Below are 17,564 nucleotides of genomic sequence, written 5' to 3'. Positions count from 1 at the left end.
GGGTGGATACGGCATCGTTGAGTCATGAGCTTCCAGACACCCGCGAAGAGGACGGGCCGGAGTGTCGACACGGCCCGGATCGGCGGCGGCCTGAAGTTGCTCGTGCTGCTGGTCGGGCTGATGTGGCTGAGCGAGATCGTCGACACCGCGATGAACGGCGCGCTCGATCAGTACGGGATCATCTCGCGCGATGCCGAGGGACTGCTCGGTGTCGTGACCGCGCCGTTCCTGCACCTCGGCTTCGGCCACCTGATCTCGAACACGCTGCCGCTGGTGACGCTCGGCGCGCTGATCGCGATCAGCGGCGCGATCCGGCTGTTCGCGGTCACCGCGATCGTCACCGTCATCGGCGGGTTCGGCACCTGGCTGGTGTCACCGCCGAACACGATCACGATCGGCGCGAGTGGGCTGGTCTTCGGGTTCGCGGCGTACCTGATCGCGCGGGGGATCTTCAACCGCCGGCTCAGCCAGGTGCTGGTCGGTGTGCTGGTCGTGCTGGTCTGGGGGAGTGCGCTGCTCGGCGGCCTGCTGCCGCAGGACGGCATCTCCTGGCAGGGCCACCTGTTCGGCGCGATCGCCGGCGTCCTGGCCGCCTGGATTCTCGCCGACGACCGGCCCAAACGCACCGTCTAGCCGAGGGTTGCGGGGTCGGTGTTGGCCCCGCAGACGATGACCACGACCCGCTCGCCGGCTGCGGGCCGGTAACTCCCCGACGTGAGGGCTGCGTACGCGACGGCAGCGCCGTGCTCGACCACGAGGCGATGGTCCCGCCAGAGCTCATTGCGAGCGGCAACGATCGCGTGGTCGTCGACGAGCAGCGAGGCGAGCTCGTACTGCGTAGCCGCTGCGAAGGCCAGGTCGCCGAGCCGTCGGCCACCCAGTGAGTCGACCGCGACCCCGCCGACCCGAACGTCGACCGGCTCGCCGGCTTCGAGCGCGCGGTGGAAGGTCGGCGCGAGTTCCGGCTCGACCCCGATGACGCGAGCCCGGTCTCCCAGTGCTGTGGCGATTCCCGCGATCAGCCCGCCGCCGCCGACCGCGACCAGCACGGTGTCGAACCCGCCGACCTGGTCGAGCAGTTCCAGCCCGATCGTGCCTTGGCCGGCGACGACCTCCGGCTGGTCGTAGGCGTGCAGCAGCAGCGCGCCCGACTCGTCTCGTGCTTCGAGGGCCGCCTGGTAGGCCTCGGCGTACTCGCTTCCGACCTGAATGACCTCGGCCTGCAGGGTGTGCAGCTTGGCGACCTTCGCCGCGGGCGTGGTGGCCGGGACGAAGATCCGCGCGGGGATCCCGAGCTCACGCGCTGCGTAAGCGGCCGCGAGGCCGGCGTTGCCTCCGGAGGCCGCGACCAGGCCCTTCCCGGTGAGGTCGCCATTCTCCTTGGCGGTCAGCAGCCGGTTGAACGCGCCGCGTGGCTTGAACGAGCCGGTGTGCTGCAGCAACTCCAGCTTGAAGGTCAGGCCCGGCGCGACCTCGATCACCGGCGTACGGCGTACCCGCCCGGCGAGCCGCTGCGCCGCCGCACGGACATCCTCGACACTTACCGTCATGCGCCAACCCTGCCACGATGAGGGACATGGGCGCGTATGAGGAAAGCCACCGGCGCAGTCTCGACGATCCGGAAGCGTTCTGGCTGGAAGCGGCCGGCGCGATCAGTTGGACCCGGCCACCGTCCCGGGCGCTCGACGCGGTCGACGCACCGCTCTACCGCTGGTTCCCCGACGGTGAGCTCAACACGGCGTACAACGCGCTCGACCGGCACCTCGACGCCGGCCACGGCGACCGGACCGCACTGATCTACGACTCGCCGATCACCGCGACCAAGCGGACCCTGACGTATCAGCAGCTGCGCGACGAGGTTGCCGTCTTCGCCGGGGCGCTCAGGTCGCTCGGGGTCGGGAAGGGCGACCGGGTGATCGTCTACATGCCGATGGTTCCGGAAGCCGCCGTCGCGATGCTCGCCTGCGCGCGGCTCGGCGCGATCCACTCGGTCGTGTTCGGCGGCTTCGCCCCGAAGGAGCTCGCGGCCCGGATCGACGACGCGCAGCCGAAGGTGATCGTCGCCGCGTCCTGCGGCATCGAGCCGGCCCGCGTCGTCGAGTACAAGCCGATCATCGACGCCGCCCTCGAGCTCACCCGGCACCAGCCGGAGCACACGATCGTGCTCCAGCGCGAGGCCGCGCTCGCGAAGCTCGGCGACCGCGACCTGGATTGGTCCGAGCTCACCGCCGGTGCCGAGGCCGCCGACCCCGTTCCGGTCGCGGCGACCGATCCGCTCTACATCCTCTACACCTCAGGTACGACGGGGAAGCCGAAGGGCGTGGTCCGCGACAACGGCGGGCATGCCGTCGCGCTGTCCTGGTCGATGCGCGCGGTCTACGACATCGGACCGGGCGACGTGTGGTGGACGGCCTCCGACGTCGGCTGGGTCGTCGGCCACTCCTACATCGTCTACGCACCGCTGCTGGTCGGCGCCACGACCGTGCTCTACGAGGGGAAACCGGTCGGTACCCCGGATGCCGGGGCGTTCTGGCGAGTCATCTCCGAGCACGGCGCGAAGGCCCTGTTCACCGCACCGACCGCGTTCCGCGCGATCAAGCGGGTCGACCCGGAGGCGCTCGAGCTGAGGAAGTACGACCTGCAGGGCTTCCGGACGCTGTTCCTCGCCGGCGAGCGACTGGATCCGGAGACCTACCACTGGGCGCACGATCACCTCGGCGTACCGGTGGTGGATCACTGGTGGCAGACCGAGACCGGCTGGCCGATCGCCGCCAACCCGCGCGGCCTCGAACCGTTGCCGACCAAACCCGGCTCGGCAACCGTCCCGATGCCCGGCTGGAACCTGCAGATCCTCGACGCCGCCGGCGACCAGCTGCCGGCGGGCCAGGAGGGCGCGATCGCGATCAAGCTGCCGCTGCCACCGGGCGCGTTGCCGACGCTGTGGGGTGACGACCAGCGCTACATCGACAACTACCTGAGCCGGTACGACGGCTACTACCTCACCGGCGACTCCGGCTACCTCGACGACGACGGCTACATCTTCGTGATGGGCCGCACCGACGACGTCATCAACGTCGCCGGGCACCGGTTGTCGACCGGCAGCATGGAAGCCGTGCTGGCCGCGCACCCTGCCGTCGCCGAGTGCGCGGTGATCGGGGTGCAGGACGCGTTGAAGGGCCAGCTCCCACGCGGCCTCGTCGTACTCAAGGCCGGAGCGGACGTGCCCGAAGAGGTCCTGCGGGAGGAGCTGGTGGCCGCGGTACGGCGGGACATCGGGCCGGTGGCCGCGTTCCGGGACGTGTCAGTGGTGGATGCGCTGCCAAAGACCCGGTCAGGGAAGATCCTCCGCAAGACCATGCGCGGGATCGCCGACGGCCGCGACGAGCCGATCCCGTCGACGATCGAGGACCCCGCCGTCCTCGAGGCCCTACGCCCGATCCTGCGCAGCCAGAAACCGTAGGACCGCCGGCCCGGCGACGTCATGGAACTCGTGGAAGTACGCGTGCCGGGCGCCCTCGATCAGCTCGGCATGCGCATGCGGGATGCGGCCGGCCAGCAGTTGCGCGTTGGCCGCCGGGCTGAAGACGTCATCGGTCCCGTGCACGATGAGCGTCGGCGCAGTAATGCTCGGTAGACCGTCCCACGCGTCGTGCCTGTTGCTCGCGACGAGGTGCCGAGACTTCGCGTACGACGGCATGCTCGTGTCTCCGAGTACCGGATGCGGGCCCGGATTCGCCGCCAGCCACTCCGGCGTGTACATCAGCTCGAGCAGCACCCGCTCGCTCTTCTCGGGGTCGGCCAGCGCGCGGCGGATCTCCTGGCTCCGCTCGTACCCATGCGCCGCACCCGGCGAAGTGCACCCGAGGACGAGACCCTTCACCCGGTCGGGATGGTTGATGGCGACCCACTGCGCAACCCGCCCACCCATCGAGGTGCCATAGAGGTGCACCGCGACCAGCCCGAGATCGTCCAGTACGGCGATGACATCCTCGGCGAACCCGGGCGTGCCGTAGACCTCGTCCGGCTTGTCGCTGTCACCGGTGCCGCGCCAGTCGATGGTGATGGTTCGGTACGACGCTTCGAAGTCGGCGCGGACCGGGTCCCACCAGGTGTGGTTGTTGGACTGGCCGGCCAGCAGCACGAGCGGTTGCCCGGTGCCCCGGACCTGGTAGGCGATCCGTTGGCCGTCGGTGGTTGTTGCGTGCGGCACGGGAGAAGTCTGCCTGATTCGGGCGCGAGTTAGGCTCGGGGTATGCGAGTGGTGATTGCGGGTGGACACGGGCAGATCGCGCTGCGGCTGACCAAGCTGCTGGCCGGCGACGGGCACGAGATGGTCGGGCTGGTCCGCAACCCGGATCATGAGGCCGACATCGCCGCCGCGGGTGGGCAAGCCGCCGTGCTGGATCTCGAGCAGGTCGACGCCGAGGCGGTCGCCGAGGTGCTGGCTGGTGCCGACGTGGCGATCTTCGCCGCCGGCGCGGGGCCGGGCAGCGGGAAGGCGCGCAAGGACACCGTCGACCGCGCGGCCGCGGCGCTGTTCGCGGACGCCGCCGAGCAGGCCGGCGTACGGCGCCACATCCAGGTCGGCTCGATGGGCGCCGACCGGGCCGACTCGCTGACCGACGACGAGGTGTTCACCATCTACCTGAAGGCCAAGTGGGCCGCCGAGCAGGACCTGCGGCGGCGCGACCTCGACTGGACCATCCTGCGCCCGGGCAGTCTCACCGACGACCCCGGCACCGGCCTGGTCCGGCTCGAGGACAAGACCGGCAACGGCCGGATCAGCCGCGACGACGTGGCGCTGGTGCTGGCCGGCCTCTGCGACACCCCGGCCGCGATCGGCCGGACCCTCGAGCTCGTCGCCGGCCAGACCCCGGCGGCCGAGGCACTGAAGAACCTCTGACGTTGCCACAAGCAACAGAATGTGACGGTTATGGGCGACACTCTCCGGCAGGTGCACTTCGAGCGCCTGGCCAACAGCAGCTACGAGGTCCGCAACGCCCGCGGCGGCACCATCCGGGTCGGGTCGGGCGGCGAGGACACCGACTTCACCCCGGTCGAGCTGCTGCTCGCGGCGATCGGCACCTGCTCGGCGATTGACGTCGACATCGTGGTCAGCCGCCGGGCCGAACCGACCGAGTTCACCGCGGTCGTCCGCGGTGACAAGGTCCGCGACCCCGAGGAGGGCAACCGGATGGAGAACCTAGCGGTCGAGCTCACCATCCGCTTCCCCGAGGGCGAGGAGGGCGACAAGGCGCGGGAGGCGCTGCCGCGTGCGGTGAAGATGTCGCACGACCGGCTCTGCACGGTCAGCCGCACGGTCGAGCTCGGGACGCCGGTCACCACGACGGTCGACGAGACGGTCTAGGCGGGACGGTCTAGGCGGGACGGTCTAGGGCCAGGAACTCACTGACCGGCCGCAGCCGGGTGGTGAGCAGCTTCTGCGTGCGCTCGCCGGCCAGCCGGACGTCCGACGGTGGACCGGGGGTGAAGGGCAGCGACTGCGGGTCGAGGCCGTCGCGGGTCGCGATCATCCGGCCGAGCTCTAGGCGGTTGACGGCCTGGGGCCCGGCCACGTGCGCCGGGCCCTGGACGTCGGACTCCAGGAGCTCGAGCAGCGCGGTCGCCAGGTCGGTCACGTGCACCGGGCAGCGGATGTTGCCGGTGTACAAGGCACCCGGTCCGCCGGCCGCCAGCGCGTGCACGAGCTGCTCGGTCGACGACGTCCCGTCGTACCCGATGATCAGCGAGGTCCGGGCGATGACGGCGGCCGGGTCGATCGCTCGGACGACCGTCTCGGCCGCGGCTTTCGCTGCGCCGTACGGCGTGACCGGGCAAGGGCTCGCGTCCTCGTCGTACGGCTGGTCGCCGCCGCCGAAGACCACGTCCGTGGAGACGAAGACGAGTCGAGTGCCGCGGGCGGCGAGGGCGACGTTCGCCGGACCGTGCGCGGTCGTCACCCAGTCCGACTGCAGGAACGCGGCGTGGATGATGCCGTCCGGCCGGACCTTGCGGATGACGTCCTCGACCTCACCCCGGTCCCGGACATCCATCCGGACCCCACCCGGCACTGGCTGTCGGTAGTATGCCGGTACCACTTCGTGCTCAGCCACCCGCGCGATCTCGCCACCCAGTAGCCCAGCGGCCCCAGTGACGAGCACCCTCACCCGCTCAGCCTACGGGGAAACCTGCGACTCCGGCGTCTGCTGCGGGCCGCGGAGGGGGAGGGTCTGGGAGTAGACGAGGTTGGTGGTGGTGCTGCCGAAGTCGGTGAGCTCGTTGACGAGCTCTTCGAGGTGCGGCATCGAGGCGGCGGCGACCTTGAGGGTGTAGCAGTCCTCGCCGGTGGTCCGCAGGCACTCGAGGATCTCGTGACGCTCCTTCAGCAGCCGATGCAGCGGCTCGTGCTTGTTGCCGGGGTACTTCAGCCGGACGACGGCCAGCACCGGGTAGCCGACCTTCGTCAGGTCCACCTCGGCGCGGTACGCGGTGATGATGCCGGCCGACTCCAGCCGGCGGACGCGTTCGGTGGTCGCCGAGGCGCTCAGGTTCACCCGGCGGCCGAGCTCGGTGAGCGAGATCCGGGCGTCGTTCTGCAGCTCGGCCAGGATGGCCCAGTCGGTCGGATCGAGACTCTCGGTCATACCGCGAATATACCGGCGATTCCCCGGCGCAACCCGCCGTACGCCGGGAGGATTCTCTTCAAAACCGGGCCTTCGGCTGGCTAGCCTGATGGGCGTGGAACTCGGTGTGAACGTCCCCAACTTCGGCCCCGGCACGAACCCGGCCCGGCTGCGCGCCTGGGCCCGCACGGTCGAAGGCCTCGGCTACGACCTGCTGATGGTCTCCGACCACGTGGCGATCACGCCCGACGTCGCGGAGCAGTACCCGGCGCCGTTCTTCGACCCGTTCACCACGCTGAGCTGGCTGGCCGGCGTCACCGAGCGGGTCCGGCTCGGCACCACGGTGCTGATCGCGCCGTACCGGCACCCGTTGCTGGTGGCAAGGATGGCGGCGAACCTGGACCAGTTGAGCGGCGGCCGGCTCGTCCTGGGCGTCGGCGTCGGCTGGGCCCGGCAGGAGTTCGAGGCGCTCGGTGCGGACTTCGAAGCACGCGGCCGGGTGACCGACCAGACCCTGGTCGACATCCGCCGGGCCTGGGAGAACGAGAAGGACTACGGCGGCGGCTCGATCCCGATCTGGGTCGGCGGTCGCAGCACTCCGGGCCTGCGTCGCGCGGTCCGGTACGGCGACGCCTGGCACCCGCTGCGGGAACGGCTCGACTGGATGCGCGATGCACTGGATCGGCTGCGAGCGATCGCCGCCGAGGAAGCGCGCCCAGTACCGGAGTTCGCGCCCCGGATCCTGCTCCGGCTGACCCCGTCACCGCTGCCCGAGGACGAACGTGTCGCCGGTGAGGGCTCGCTCGACCAAGTGCTGGCCGACCTCGACGCACTCCAGGAGCTCGGCGCGCGGAGCGTCGTACTGGATCCCTTCATCGGCGATCCCGCCGAGACCGAGCGGCCCGAAGTGGCCTGGCAGGCGCTGGCGACGATCGCCGCGCACCGACGACAGGAGAACACGTGACCCCCGAAGCAGAAGGCTTCCTGCGCCGCGCGATCGAGCTGGCCGCGGCGGCCCGGCGATCCGGCAACCCGCCGTTCGGGTCGCTGCTGGTCGGCCCGGACGGGACGGTGCTCGCCGAGCAGCAGAACTCGACCATCACCGACGGCGACATCAGCTTCCACCCGGAGCTGAAGCTGGCGGTGTGGGCGGCCCGGGAGCTGGACCCGGAGACGGCCGCGGGGACGACCATGTACACCAGCTGCCAGCCGTGCGAGATGTGCTCGGGAGCGCTGGCCCGGTCCGGTCTGGGGCGGGTGGTCTACGCGTTGTCGGGTGAGCAGCTCAACGGACTCAAGACCAGCGGCAGCTTCCCCGCCGTACCGCTGGAAGGTCCGGCGCTGTACGACGAGGCGAAGGTGCCGGTCGAGGGGTACTACCCGTAGACCGGCACCCACGCGTCGATCAGATCGGGCCGAGGCAGAGCGTGTACCGCTGCGAGCCGACCTCCGAGGTGTACGCCGCCTCGTAGCCGGGGAACTGCTCGCACTTCGTGTCGTCGACGGTGTCGTCGAGCTTGCCGACGACCTTGTACTCCGCCTCGGACGACGCGCAGTCGACGACCTCCACGTCCGGGGTCGTCGAGGTGCCCTTGTTCACCACGCAGGATCCGACCGTGGCCTCGGACGCGGTGGTGATACTCAGGTTGATCGCGACGATCGCGACGATCAGCGCGATCGGGAGCAGCAGCATGGCGATCGCCGGGCGCTGCAGCAGCGGCTTGCCCGGGTTCATCGGCCGGCCCGGGGCGCCGGGGGCCGGCTCGGGGAGCTTGCGGAACTTCGACCACGGCTCGAGGTTCATCAGCATCGTGATCGGGTTGACGATCATCGAGCCGATACCCCACCAGCCCTGCCACAGGCTCTTCGAGGTCATGTCGCGGACGGTCGCGATCCCGCAGGTGCGGCAGAACGGTCCCTGCAGCTTCAGGAACCGCATCACCACGATCATGCCCTGGTGCCCGCGCACGGTCGCCTGCACGGCGGGGAACCCACCACAGAACCGGCACTGCACCGCCCCCTGCGGCACCGGCTGCTGCATGGGCTGCTGGAACTGGCCCTGCTGGGGGAACGGCTGCCCCTGCTGCGGGAAGGTCTGCTGGTGCGGCGCCTGCTGGTACTGCTGAGGCTGCTGCGGCGGGCCCTGGGTGTACTGGGGGAACTGCTCCGGCGGCGGACCGTAGCCACCCGGCTGGTTGGGGTACGGGTTCTGCGGGGGCTGCGGTGGGGATGTGGTCACGGACGCTTCCTGAAAGACGATGACGGAACAAGACGAACCACCGCACTTTACTCACCCCAGTGGTCCACCTGGGCCCCGAATGTGAAACGGTGCCGTCCATGCTCACCATCGGCCCCCTGGAACCCGCGGACCGCCAGGCCTGGCAGCGGTTGTTTGCCGGGTACAACGAGTTCTACGGCCGCACGATGCCGGACGAGTTCTACGAGCAGGCCTGGACCAGATTCCGCCAGGACACCGAGATCCACGCCCTCGGCGCCCGGCTCGACGGGCGACTGGCCGGCATCACGCACTTCCTCACCCACGCCAGTACGACGGCGGCGGACTCCTGCTACCTGCAGGACCTCTTCACCGCGCCCGAGGCCCGCGGCCAGGGCGCCGCCCGCGCGTTGATCGCGGCCGTCACCGACTGGGCGCGAGAGCGGGGCTGTGCCCGCGTCTACTGGTCCACCCACGAGTCGAACGCGACCGCCCGCCGCCTCTACGACCAGGTCGCCGAGAACCGCGGCTTCATCCTGTACGGCGTCCCGCTCTAACCGCTGTACCGATCGGCGAGCTCACGCCCCAACCGAGCCAGCTCGGCCTGCACCGACGGCGGATCGAGCACCTCGATCGAACCACCCCAGCCGGCCAGGTGCTGCGCGATCATCAGCGGCGTCGGCGCGGTCACCTTGATCCGGACGCGGTCGCCGTCCATCCCGTCGACCTCGCAGTGCCGCCCGAGCCGGTCCTGCATCACCCACAGGTGGCGTCCCTCCATCAGCACGGTCGCGGTCAGTCCGGAGCGCCGTTCCTCCATCTGCTCGACCACCTCGTTCCACGCCGCGGACAGGTCGAAGTCCGCCGGCCGCTCGAACGGCTCACCGGTCACCTCGGCCGACACGACCCGCTCGACCCGGAACGTCCGCTGCCCCTTCGGTGTCCACGCGATCAGGTACCAGATGTCGTCCTTGTCCACGAGCCCGAGCGGATCGACCACGCGCTCGGACGGCTCGCGGCCGCGGCTCGCGTAGACCAGTCGCACCTTCTTCCGCCGTACGACGGCGTCCTGCAACTGCCGCACCAGCTCCGGGCGTTCCTTCACGTTCTCGCCCCAGCGCGCCGGATCGATCACGACCGCTTCGGCCGCCGCCTCGGCGTGCTCGCGGAACGTCTGGGGGAGTGCGCGCACGAGCTTGCGCAGCGCAGCCTTCGCATCCGGTGCGATCGACGCAGCCGGCCCGACCAGCAGGAACAACGCCTGCGCCTCGGGAGCGGTCAGTCCACTGAGGTCCGTCCGCGCCCCGCCGATCAGCTGCCAGCCACCGTTGCGTCCGGGCTGTGGATAGACCGGGATCCCCGCGGTGGACAGCGCCTCGAGATCGCGCCGCGCGGTGGCGACCGAGATCTCCAGCTCCTCGGCCACCTCGGCCGCGGTCACCCGGCCGCGCGCCTGCATCAGCAGCAGCACTGCCACCAGTCGATCCGCTCGCACCCGACCATGCTCGCAGACAAACCGCTCAGCTGCTGAGCACTTATCCCAGCCACTGTCAGTGGCCGCAGAAGCACGGAAAATCAGGTCGATCCGGAAGCGAGCTCCGCTGCGACAGTAAAGACATGAGCACCCTGTCCGACACCGAGCTGCTGCGGAACATCTCCGCGGGCGACGAGTCGGCGCTCCGGATGCTCTACGAACGCCACGCCGGCTGGCTGCTGCTCCGGCTGAACCGCCGCTGCGGCAGCCAGGACGTCGTGGCCGGCGCGCTGCAGGACACCTTCGTCGCGGTCTGGCAGTCCGCCGGCCGGTTCCGCGGCGAGGGCGACGTCGCCGCCTGGCTGTGGGGGATCTCGATCCGGCGGCTCGTCTCCGCGCTCCGCGGTCACCCGGCCGCCGACCCGCTCGGCGATGACGTCGTCGGCTCCGCCGTACCGGCCGTCAACAGCGCCGAGGACGAGTTGCTGCGCGGAGTCGAGTACGGCGACGTCGGGCGCGCACTGCGCACGCTGCCACCGGAGCTGCGCGCGACGCTGCAAGCGACGGTGATCGACGGGCTGACCACGAAGGAGGCGGCCGTGCTGCTCGGCGTACCGCAAGGCACCGTGAAGAGCCGTCTTCGGGTGGCCAAGAGCCGCCTGCGCGACCAGTTGATGCCGACGCGGGACGGGAGGATCTGATGACCTGGCACCTTGGTCCCGAACTGCTGGACCGCTACGCCGACGGTGACCTGGACCTCGCCCGCCAGTCCGCGGTCGAGACCCACCTGGTCGCCTGCGCCGACTGCCGCCGGCTGACCTCGGCCAAGGCGCCGGAGGACCTGCTCGCCGACATCTGGCAAGGCATCGAGATCGCCACCGCCCGGCCGCGGCTGCCCTGGCCGCTCCGGCTGGTGCAGAAGCTCGGCCTCGCCGAGACCGACGCCATCGTCCTGCGTGCCTCGAGTGCGCTCTACCGGCCCTGGTTGCTCTCGCTCGTCGGCGCGTTCGTGATCGGGATCGGCGGGTCGATGCTGCCGGCCGCGCAGCAGCGCGCGTTCTACCTGCTCTTCGCTCCGTTGCTCCCGGCAATCACGGTCGCGGCGGCCTACGACACGACTGACCCGATCCGCGAGCTGGCGGCGGCCACGCCGTTCAGCAAGATCCGAATCGCCCTGCTGCGCACCGCATCCGCAGTCGCTGTTGCGCTGCCCGTCGTACTGCTCGCTGGGCTGGTCCTGCCGTTCGTCGGCGCGGACGCCTTCGCCTGGCTGCTGCCGTCACTGACTCTCACGCTGCTCGCGCTCACGCTGCTGACCTGGTGGACCGCACCGGTCACCGCCTGGGTCGTCGCCGTTCTCTGGCTCTCAGTGGTCGGAGTGCTGCGGTCGGCCGATCAGCTCAGTGCAGTCGACACCCCGTTCGCTCAGTTGGCCTTCGCTGTCGCAGCCCTCCTGGCGCTGGCCGCTCTTGCCATCCGGCTCACCTCGCACCATGCACCAGGAGGCTACGCATGACACCCCAGATCGCCGTCCTCGACGGCGTCACCAAGTCGTACGGCGGTACCGAGGTGCTGCACCGCACCGACCTCGGCTTCGACCGCGGTGTGATCGGCCTGCTCGGCCCGAACGGCGCCGGCAAGTCGACGATGCTCCGGCTGCTCGCCACCGCGATGCCGCCGACCGCCGGCCGGATCGTGGTCAGCGGCCACGTCGTCACTGGTGGGATCGCCGACCGTACGGCGGCCCGTCGCCGGCTCAGCTACCTGCCACAGGAGGTCGGCATCCCGCGCCGGATGACCAGCTTCGGCTTCCTCGACTACATCGCCGTACTGAAGGAGTGGAAGGACACCGACGCACGGCACCGCGAGGTCAACCGCGTCCTCGGCCTGGTCGGACTGGCCGACCGGCGCACGAAGCGCGTGGCCGCGCTGTCCGGCGGCCAACGCCGGCGACTCGCCCTCGCGCAAGCGCTGATGGGTGAGCCCGAACTGGTCGTGCTCGACGAACCGACGACCGGCCTCGACCCGGAGCAACGGGCGTCGCTGCGCGGCATCCTGTCGTCGTACGCCGATCGCGGCGCCGTGCTGATCGCGACCCACCAGACCGAGGACGTGTCCGCGCTCTGCGACCGGGTGATCATCCTCGACGACGGCCGGATCCGGTTCGACGGCTCGGTCGCCTCGCTGATCGCGATGGCCGAAGGACAGGTGTGGATCGGCGCCGAGGTGAACCCCGGCGCCTTGTCCTCCTGGCGTACCGGAACCGGTGAGGTGCGATCTCTCGGCGGCGTTCCGGCCGTGGGCAGCCGCCCGGCCGAACCGGCGGTCGAGGACGCGTACCTGCTCGTCCGGAGCGAGACGATGATCGGAGAACCGCGATGACTACCGCTGTGGTCGCCGCCCGGCCGGCGTCGATGCTCGGCCAGTTGGCGCGCAAGGAGATCGCCCGCTACGCGTCCCACCCGCTGTTCCTGGTCGGCGCCGCGCTGGTCGCGCTGAGCTCGATCGGGAAGCCGGACGGGAACATGTCGTCACTCGGCAACGTGATCGCTCCGGCGGCGGGGTTCGGCGTGATCGGCCTGCTGGTGATGGCGTCGCTGACCCGGACCTCCGACCAGATCGCAGCGGCCGCCGGCGCGGTCGCGGTGACCGAACGGACCCGGACGCTTGGGCTGGTCTGTGCGCTGATCGTGCCGTTCGCGGCCGGCCTGTGCTGGCTCGCCTGGGCGATCTGGGCCTACCGGCACTGGCCGCCGCCTCCCTACGGGGCGCCGTTCGGCGGCATCGGCGACGGCTGGGTCGTCGCGAACTTCGTCGCGCTCGGCGTGCTCCCGGCTCTTGGCGGCCCGGTCCTCGGGCTGTTGGTCGGGCGCTGGGTGCCGCGGCGTGGTGCCGCACCGCTGTTCGCCGTACTGCTGGTGGCCGAGACGATCCTCATGCAGGGGCTGTTCGAGTCGCTGCGGTACATCCGGCTGGTCGTGCCGTGGACCTACTTCAGCGGTCCGTACGGCGTGGAGGGCGACGCCGACCGGATGATGATCCTGACCGGGTCGCCGTACTGGTACTGCGTGTACCTGGTGGTGCTGTGCGCGCTGGGCGTCGTACTCGCGTTGCTGCACGACCGTGAGCGTCCACGCCGCCCGTTGCTGATCCTGCTCGGTGTCATCGCGCTGGTCGCGGTGGTCACGGCGACGCTGGCGATCACCACCGGGGTGCAGAACGTCATGATCAACCCGCTGCCGTCACAGCCATGATCCGGTACGCCGCCCGCGCCGTCCCCTGGGGTCTCCTCGGGATCGGCACAGGGCTTGTGGTTGGGCTGCTCTTGCTGGTAGAGCGCTGGCCGTACGAGCTGTGGCCGTTGCAGGGCGCCGCTGTCGGGTTGCTCGCGGCAACAGTCGTCTGGTGCTACCCGGAACCGGCCGCCGCGGTCGTCGACACGTTGCCGCGTGGTCTCGGCTGGCGTACGGCGGCACGCTCGGCCGGTGCAGTCGCGGTCGTGTTGCTGTGGCTGGTCGCCGTACGGGAGACGCGGCCTGGGTACTTCGGTCACGCGCTCGACGTCGCCTGGCAGGGGATCGCCCTGGCGGTCGCGGCGGCTGGGTTCCTCACTTGGCTGCGGTCCCGCGGATCCGACGGCCCGGCGCGAGCGGTGTCGGCCGGGATCGTCGGAGTCGCGTTGTTCGTCGCCTTGGCCCGCCCGTTCGCGGACGCCGTACCCGTGTTTCCTTACATGGCGGACGACGACTGGGCCAGGAGCCGCTGGCTCTGGGCATCACTGCCCGCGGCCGTCGTCCTGCTCACCCTGGTCAGCTTGGCGCACCCTCGCCGACCAGGCCGTCGATGGACTCGCGGATGAGGTCGGCGTGGCCGGTGTGGCGCGCGTACTCCTCGATCATGTCGACCAGGATGTAGCGCAGGCTCGCCGACCGGCCGTTGCGGGACCGCTTCGCGAGCTGGTCGATGCCGCCGGTGCTCAGCGCCTCCTCGACGGCCTTCCGGGACCGATCGACCGCGTCCTGCCAGAGCGTCATGAGCTGCTCGGGGGAGTCGGCGGCGGCGCTCTCCCACTCCCAGTCCGGGTTCGCGTCCCAGTCCACCGCGTCCCACGGCGCAGGCAGCTCCCGGTCGTGCAGCCGGCCGGTGAAGTAGTCGTCCTCGACCAGGGCAAGATGCTTGAGCAGGCCGCCCAGCGTCAGGGTCGACGGCGGGTGCTTGGCCGCGAGCCCGTCCGCGTCGAGGCCGCCGCACTTCCAGGCGAAGGTCCGGCGGTTGCGCTCCAGCGCGCCGATCAGGGTGTCGACCTCGCTGCCGGCGATCGGCGGCTCCTGCGGAATCCCGTTCTCCATGGCGCCACCCTACAAACTGTTCCGGACGGTTCCCTTCCGGAATAGTGTCCCTATGGCGTACGACGAGAGTCCGACGGCGCGGACGCTGATGGTGCTCGAGCTGATCCAGAACAGTCCGGGGATCACCGCCGAGCAGCTCGGGGACAAGCTCGGCGTCTCCGAGCGAGCCGCCCGGCGGTACGTGGCGATCCTGCGCGAGGCCGACGTGCCGATCGAGTCCGTCCGCGGCCCGTACGGCGGTTACCGGGTCGGACGCGGGTTGCGGCTGCCACCGCTGATGTTCAGCACCACCGAGGCGCTCGGCCTGGTGATGGCCGTGCTCGAGGGGCCGCGTGGCGCGGACGACCCGGTCGAGGTCGCGCTCGGCAAGATCATCCGGGTGCTGCCGGAGCCGATCGCCCGCGCGACGGACGCCGTACGGCGGGTGAGCGCGCGCGGGCCTGACCCGGGGGCGCGGACACCCGACCCCGAGATCACCGCGCAGCTCGTGACGCACAGCACCGCCCAGCGCCGAGTGCAGCTGTACTACGAGCGCTGCCCGGGGGAGGGCTGGACGATGGACGTCGACCCATGGGCGGTCGTCGTACGACGGGGCCGCTGGTACCTGCTGTGCTGGTCGCACACGAAGTCGGCCAAGCGTGTGCTGCGCGTGGACAAGGTCAAGCGGGTCGATCCGCTGGACACGACATTCGTCCCACCCGGGGACCTCGATCCGCTGGCGGCGGTGGAGGAGCATCTCGCGCTGGGCTGGAAGTACAAGATCGAGGTCGTCATCGACGCTCCGATCGCGGACGCGGCCTGGTGGATCCCGCGCAGCATGGGCCGGCTGGAGGCGATCGACGCGGACCACACCCGCCTGCTGGCCAGCACCGACGAGCCGGACTGGTACGCGTCGCAGCTGACCGCGATCAAGGCGCCGTACCGTATTCTCGGCTCGCCCGAGTTGCAGGAGGCCAGTCACGCGCTGGGCCGACGTTTGCTGGAGGCAAGCAGCTGTGACTGAGATCGAGTTCGCCGGGGAGATCTGGTACTGGCGCGGGCCGGCGCCGTTCTTCTTCATCACGGTCCCGGAGCAGGAGAGCGCCTACTTCGAGGCCGAGTCGAACTTCGTCACCTACGGCTGGGGGATGATCCCGGTCCAGGCCGAGATCGGCGGCACCGTCTGGGACACCTCGATGTTCCCGAAGGACGGCCGGTACATCCTGCCGGTCAAGACCGCGGTCCGGCGGGCCGAGGACCTCGACGACGGGGACGTGCCGACCGTGCGGCTCCGGCTGCGCAGCTGGAAGGTCAGCTGAAAAACTGTCGGCGGCCCGGTCTAGCGTTCTTCGAGCACTCGGCAAGAGGGAGGGAACCCCCAGATGTCCACGTTGTCAGGACGGCCAAACACAGCACTGCTCGTCATCGATGTCCAGACCGGCGTCGTGTCGGAAGGGCACGAGCGCGACCAGGTGGTGGCGAACATCAACACACTGGTCGACAAGGCCCGTGCCGGCGGCGTGCCGGTGGTGTGGGTTCAGCACAACAGCGAGAACCTGGTGAAGGACAGCGAGGACTGGCAGCTCGTCCCGGAGCTGAAACGGTCCGAGTCCGAGCCGCTCGTCCACAAAACCTTCGCCGACTCCTTCGAGGACACCGACCTCGAGAACGTGCTCGCCCAGGCCGGGATCGGCCGGCTGTTCGTCAGCGGCGCGCAGACCGACGAGTGCATCCGCTCGACCATCCACGGCGCCTTCGTCCGCGGGTACGACGTGACGCTCGTCGGCGACGCGCACACCACCGAGGACCTCTCCGAGTACGGCGCCCCGACGCCGGACAAGGTGATCGCCCACACCAACCTGTACTGGCAGTACCACAAGGCCCCCGGCCGGACCGCCGCGGTCGAGAACACCGCGGAAGTGACCTTCAAGGAGTCCTAAGCCGACGTCTGCCCGTCGACCCAGGCAGGGAAGCCGTCGCGCCAGCTCGGGTACTTCGGCGTCCAGTCGAGCTCCTTGCGCGCCTTCTCGTTGGATGCGCCGCGCACACTGGTCATCTGGGCGAGCACGAACTCACCGGCGAGCAACCGGCCGAGCCACCCCGGCACGTGCATCGGCGGCTTCGCGCCGGCCACCTCGGCCAGGTACGGCAGCCACTCGGCGACCGGTGCCGGATCGTCGTCGACGATGTTGTAGACGCCAGGTTTCCCGCGCTCGATCGCGGCGAGCGTGGCGGCTGCGGCGTCCCTGGTCTCGATGAACGACCAGATTCCGGCGCCACCGGCGACGACCGGCATCTGCCGTTTGCGCACCATCTCGACCATCGCGTCCGAGGCGCCCGGCCCGTAGAAGGTGCCGTAGCGCAGGACGATTCCCTCCGGGGCCTTCTGCTGCACGGTCGCGTCGACGTACTTGATCGCGGCGAGCGTCTGGGCCGCCGACGGCACCGGCTTGCTGATGACCGGATCGGTCTCGGTCTTCACCGGGCCGCCGGACTGGTCGTAGATGAAGTTGTGGCCCTGGGCGACGACCCGGCGGACGCCGGCGCGCTCCGCGGCCGCCAGCAGGTTGTCCGTGCCGCGGGTCCGCAGCTCGTTGGTCGCCGCGAACACCTGGTCGACCTTGCGGAGGCTGCGCATCTCGGTCAGCGCGGTCATCTGGTGCACGATCACCTCGGGCTCGGCGGCGCCGACGGCGGCGATCACCGCCTCGCGATCCAGCCCGTCCACGACGACCGCCTCGGCGCCCGCCGTACGCAGCTGCGCGACCTTGCCGGGGGACCTCGTCGTGGCAGTGACCTGGTGACCCGCCGCGACCAGCCCGGTGACCAGGTGCCGGCCGAGTGCGCCGGTCGCTCCGGTGACGAAAACACGCATTGTCGTTCCCTTCCCATCGTGTTGTCGTCTTCCAGACACCGCCTGCCGC

At 70.4% G+C, this 17,564-nt stretch carries 23 protein-coding genes; 15 read left to right on the top strand and 8 right to left on the bottom strand.

Annotation, left to right across the window (positions count from 1 at the left end; genetic code table 11):
* The first annotated feature begins 24 nt into the window (after window positions 1-24).
* Complete coding sequence (locus ACWCOV_RS06275) at window positions 25-633, top strand: rhomboid family intramembrane serine protease (RefSeq protein WP_449828158.1); 609 nt, start codon at window positions 25-27, stop codon at window positions 631-633.
* Here the strand turns inward: ACWCOV_RS06275 and ACWCOV_RS06270 are convergent.
* Window positions 630-1,550 carry a threonine/serine dehydratase gene (locus tag ACWCOV_RS06270; RefSeq protein ID WP_449828157.1) on the bottom strand — a complete coding sequence of 307 codons (921 nt, stop codon included), beginning with the start codon at window positions 1,548-1,550 and terminating at the stop codon, window positions 630-632. The genes ACWCOV_RS06275 and ACWCOV_RS06270 overlap by 4 nt on opposite strands.
* A gap of 26 nt (window positions 1,551-1,576) precedes the next feature.
* On the opposite strand from ACWCOV_RS06270, the gene ACWCOV_RS06265 reads away from it, so the two are divergent.
* Window positions 1,577-3,460 carry a propionyl-CoA synthetase gene (locus tag ACWCOV_RS06265; protein ID WP_449828156.1) on the top strand — a complete coding sequence of 628 codons (1,884 nt, stop codon included), beginning with the start codon at window positions 1,577-1,579 and terminating at the stop codon, window positions 3,458-3,460.
* Here the strand turns inward: ACWCOV_RS06265 and ACWCOV_RS06260 are convergent.
* On the bottom strand, window positions 3,428-4,210 hold the full coding sequence (locus tag ACWCOV_RS06260) for an alpha/beta fold hydrolase (protein ID WP_449828155.1): 783 nt from the start codon (window positions 4,208-4,210) through the stop codon (window positions 3,428-3,430). The genes ACWCOV_RS06265 and ACWCOV_RS06260 overlap by 33 nt on opposite strands.
* A 42-nt stretch (window positions 4,211-4,252) precedes the next feature.
* On the opposite strand from ACWCOV_RS06260, the gene ACWCOV_RS06255 reads away from it, so the two are divergent.
* Both ACWCOV_RS06255 and ACWCOV_RS06250 read left to right on the top strand, forming a co-directional pair.
* Window positions 4,253-4,903 (top strand): SDR family oxidoreductase, encoded by a 651-nt coding sequence (locus tag ACWCOV_RS06255; protein ID WP_449828154.1) that lies wholly within the window; start codon window positions 4,253-4,255, stop codon window positions 4,901-4,903.
* Between the two features lie 30 nt (window positions 4,904-4,933).
* Complete coding sequence (locus ACWCOV_RS06250) at window positions 4,934-5,368, top strand: OsmC family protein (protein ID WP_449828153.1); 435 nt, start codon at window positions 4,934-4,936, stop codon at window positions 5,366-5,368.
* 10 nt (window positions 5,369-5,378) lie between these two features.
* On the opposite strand, the gene ACWCOV_RS06245 is transcribed toward ACWCOV_RS06250, so the two are convergent.
* On the bottom strand, window positions 5,379-6,161 hold the full coding sequence (locus tag ACWCOV_RS06245) for an SDR family oxidoreductase (protein ID WP_449828207.1): 783 nt from the start codon (window positions 6,159-6,161) through the stop codon (window positions 5,379-5,381).
* Between the two features lie 15 nt (window positions 6,162-6,176).
* The gene (locus ACWCOV_RS06240; RefSeq protein WP_449828152.1) at window positions 6,177-6,644 is read right to left on the bottom strand and encodes an Lrp/AsnC family transcriptional regulator; all 468 of its coding nucleotides are present in this window, start codon (window positions 6,642-6,644) and stop codon (window positions 6,177-6,179) included.
* 88 nt (window positions 6,645-6,732) lie between these two features.
* Between ACWCOV_RS06240 and ACWCOV_RS06235 the strand changes: the two genes are divergently transcribed.
* Together ACWCOV_RS06235 and ACWCOV_RS06230 are read left to right on the top strand one after the other, a co-directional pair.
* Window positions 6,733-7,587 (top strand): LLM class flavin-dependent oxidoreductase, encoded by an 855-nt coding sequence (locus ACWCOV_RS06235; RefSeq protein ID WP_449828151.1) that lies wholly within the window; start codon window positions 6,733-6,735, stop codon window positions 7,585-7,587.
* On the top strand, window positions 7,584-8,009 hold the full coding sequence (locus ACWCOV_RS06230; RefSeq protein WP_449828150.1) for a nucleoside deaminase: 426 nt from the start codon (window positions 7,584-7,586) through the stop codon (window positions 8,007-8,009). Before ACWCOV_RS06235 ends, ACWCOV_RS06230 begins: the two co-directional genes overlap by 4 nt.
* A 19-nt stretch (window positions 8,010-8,028) precedes the next feature.
* Here ACWCOV_RS06230 and ACWCOV_RS06225 read toward each other — a convergent pair whose 3' ends face one another.
* A complete protein-coding gene (locus ACWCOV_RS06225) occupies window positions 8,029-8,862 on the bottom strand; it encodes an LppU/SCO3897 family protein (protein ID WP_449828149.1) in 834 nt (277 codons plus the stop codon).
* Window positions 8,863-8,960: 98 nt separating this feature from the next.
* Between ACWCOV_RS06225 and ACWCOV_RS06220 the strand changes: the two genes are divergently transcribed.
* Window positions 8,961-9,395 (top strand): N-acetyltransferase family protein, encoded by a 435-nt coding sequence (locus ACWCOV_RS06220; protein ID WP_449828148.1) that lies wholly within the window; start codon window positions 8,961-8,963, stop codon window positions 9,393-9,395.
* On the opposite strand, the gene ACWCOV_RS06215 is transcribed toward ACWCOV_RS06220, so the two are convergent.
* Window positions 9,392-10,333: a helix-turn-helix transcriptional regulator gene (locus tag ACWCOV_RS06215; RefSeq protein ID WP_449828147.1), complete on the bottom strand. Its 942-nt coding sequence runs from the start codon at window positions 10,331-10,333 to the stop codon at window positions 9,392-9,394. The genes ACWCOV_RS06220 and ACWCOV_RS06215 overlap by 4 nt on opposite strands.
* 122 nt (window positions 10,334-10,455) lie before the next feature.
* Here ACWCOV_RS06215 and ACWCOV_RS06210 point away from each other — a divergent pair, with 122 nt between their 5' ends.
* The 5 genes from ACWCOV_RS06210 to ACWCOV_RS06190 are packed head-to-tail and all read left to right on the top strand — an operon-like array spanning window position 10,456 to window position 14,171.
* Entirely contained in the window at window positions 10,456-11,013 is a 558-nt protein-coding gene (locus tag ACWCOV_RS06210) for an RNA polymerase sigma factor (protein WP_449828146.1), read from the top strand.
* Entirely contained in the window at window positions 11,013-11,828 is an 816-nt protein-coding gene (locus ACWCOV_RS06205; RefSeq protein ID WP_449828145.1) for a zf-HC2 domain-containing protein, read from the top strand. Before ACWCOV_RS06210 ends, ACWCOV_RS06205 begins: the two co-directional genes overlap by 1 nt.
* Window positions 11,825-12,694, top strand: a complete 870-nt coding sequence (locus ACWCOV_RS06200) for an ATP-binding cassette domain-containing protein (protein ID WP_449828144.1) — start codon at window positions 11,825-11,827, stop codon at window positions 12,692-12,694. Before ACWCOV_RS06205 ends, ACWCOV_RS06200 begins: the two co-directional genes overlap by 4 nt.
* Window positions 12,691-13,566 (top strand): hypothetical protein, encoded by an 876-nt coding sequence (locus ACWCOV_RS06195; protein WP_449828143.1) that lies wholly within the window; start codon window positions 12,691-12,693, stop codon window positions 13,564-13,566. Before ACWCOV_RS06200 ends, ACWCOV_RS06195 begins: the two co-directional genes overlap by 4 nt.
* Window positions 13,563-14,171 (top strand): hypothetical protein, encoded by a 609-nt coding sequence (locus ACWCOV_RS06190; RefSeq protein ID WP_449828142.1) that lies wholly within the window; start codon window positions 13,563-13,565, stop codon window positions 14,169-14,171. Before ACWCOV_RS06195 ends, ACWCOV_RS06190 begins: the two co-directional genes overlap by 4 nt.
* Here the strand turns inward: ACWCOV_RS06190 and ACWCOV_RS06185 are convergent.
* Window positions 14,122-14,661, bottom strand: a complete 540-nt coding sequence (locus ACWCOV_RS06185) for a DinB family protein (protein ID WP_449828141.1) — start codon at window positions 14,659-14,661, stop codon at window positions 14,122-14,124. The two genes, ACWCOV_RS06190 and ACWCOV_RS06185, sit on opposite strands and share 50 nt — an antisense overlap.
* 52 nt (window positions 14,662-14,713) lie before the next feature.
* Between ACWCOV_RS06185 and ACWCOV_RS06180 the strand changes: the two genes are divergently transcribed.
* The 3 genes from ACWCOV_RS06180 (at window position 14,714) to ACWCOV_RS06170 (ending at window position 16,580) form a co-directional block, all read left to right on the top strand.
* Window positions 14,714-15,664: a helix-turn-helix transcriptional regulator gene (locus ACWCOV_RS06180; protein ID WP_449828140.1), complete on the top strand. Its 951-nt coding sequence runs from the start codon at window positions 14,714-14,716 to the stop codon at window positions 15,662-15,664.
* The gene (locus tag ACWCOV_RS06175; RefSeq protein WP_449828139.1) at window positions 15,657-15,959 is read left to right on the top strand and encodes a DUF1905 domain-containing protein; all 303 of its coding nucleotides are present in this window, start codon (window positions 15,657-15,659) and stop codon (window positions 15,957-15,959) included. Before ACWCOV_RS06180 ends, ACWCOV_RS06175 begins: the two co-directional genes overlap by 8 nt.
* 63 nt (window positions 15,960-16,022) lie before the next feature.
* Entirely contained in the window at window positions 16,023-16,580 is a 558-nt protein-coding gene (locus ACWCOV_RS06170; protein ID WP_449828138.1) for a cysteine hydrolase family protein, read from the top strand.
* Here ACWCOV_RS06170 and ACWCOV_RS06165 read toward each other — a convergent pair.
* On the bottom strand, window positions 16,577-17,515 hold the full coding sequence (locus tag ACWCOV_RS06165; protein ID WP_449828137.1) for an NAD-dependent epimerase/dehydratase family protein: 939 nt from the start codon (window positions 17,513-17,515) through the stop codon (window positions 16,577-16,579). The genes ACWCOV_RS06170 and ACWCOV_RS06165 overlap by 4 nt on opposite strands.
* Window positions 17,516-17,564: the final 49 nt, after the last annotated feature.

It is taken from the genome of Kribbella sp. NPDC002412, assembly GCF_053592935.1.
The sequence above is the reverse complement of the archived record's forward strand: the minus strand, read 5'-3'. Positions and strand labels throughout refer to the sequence as shown.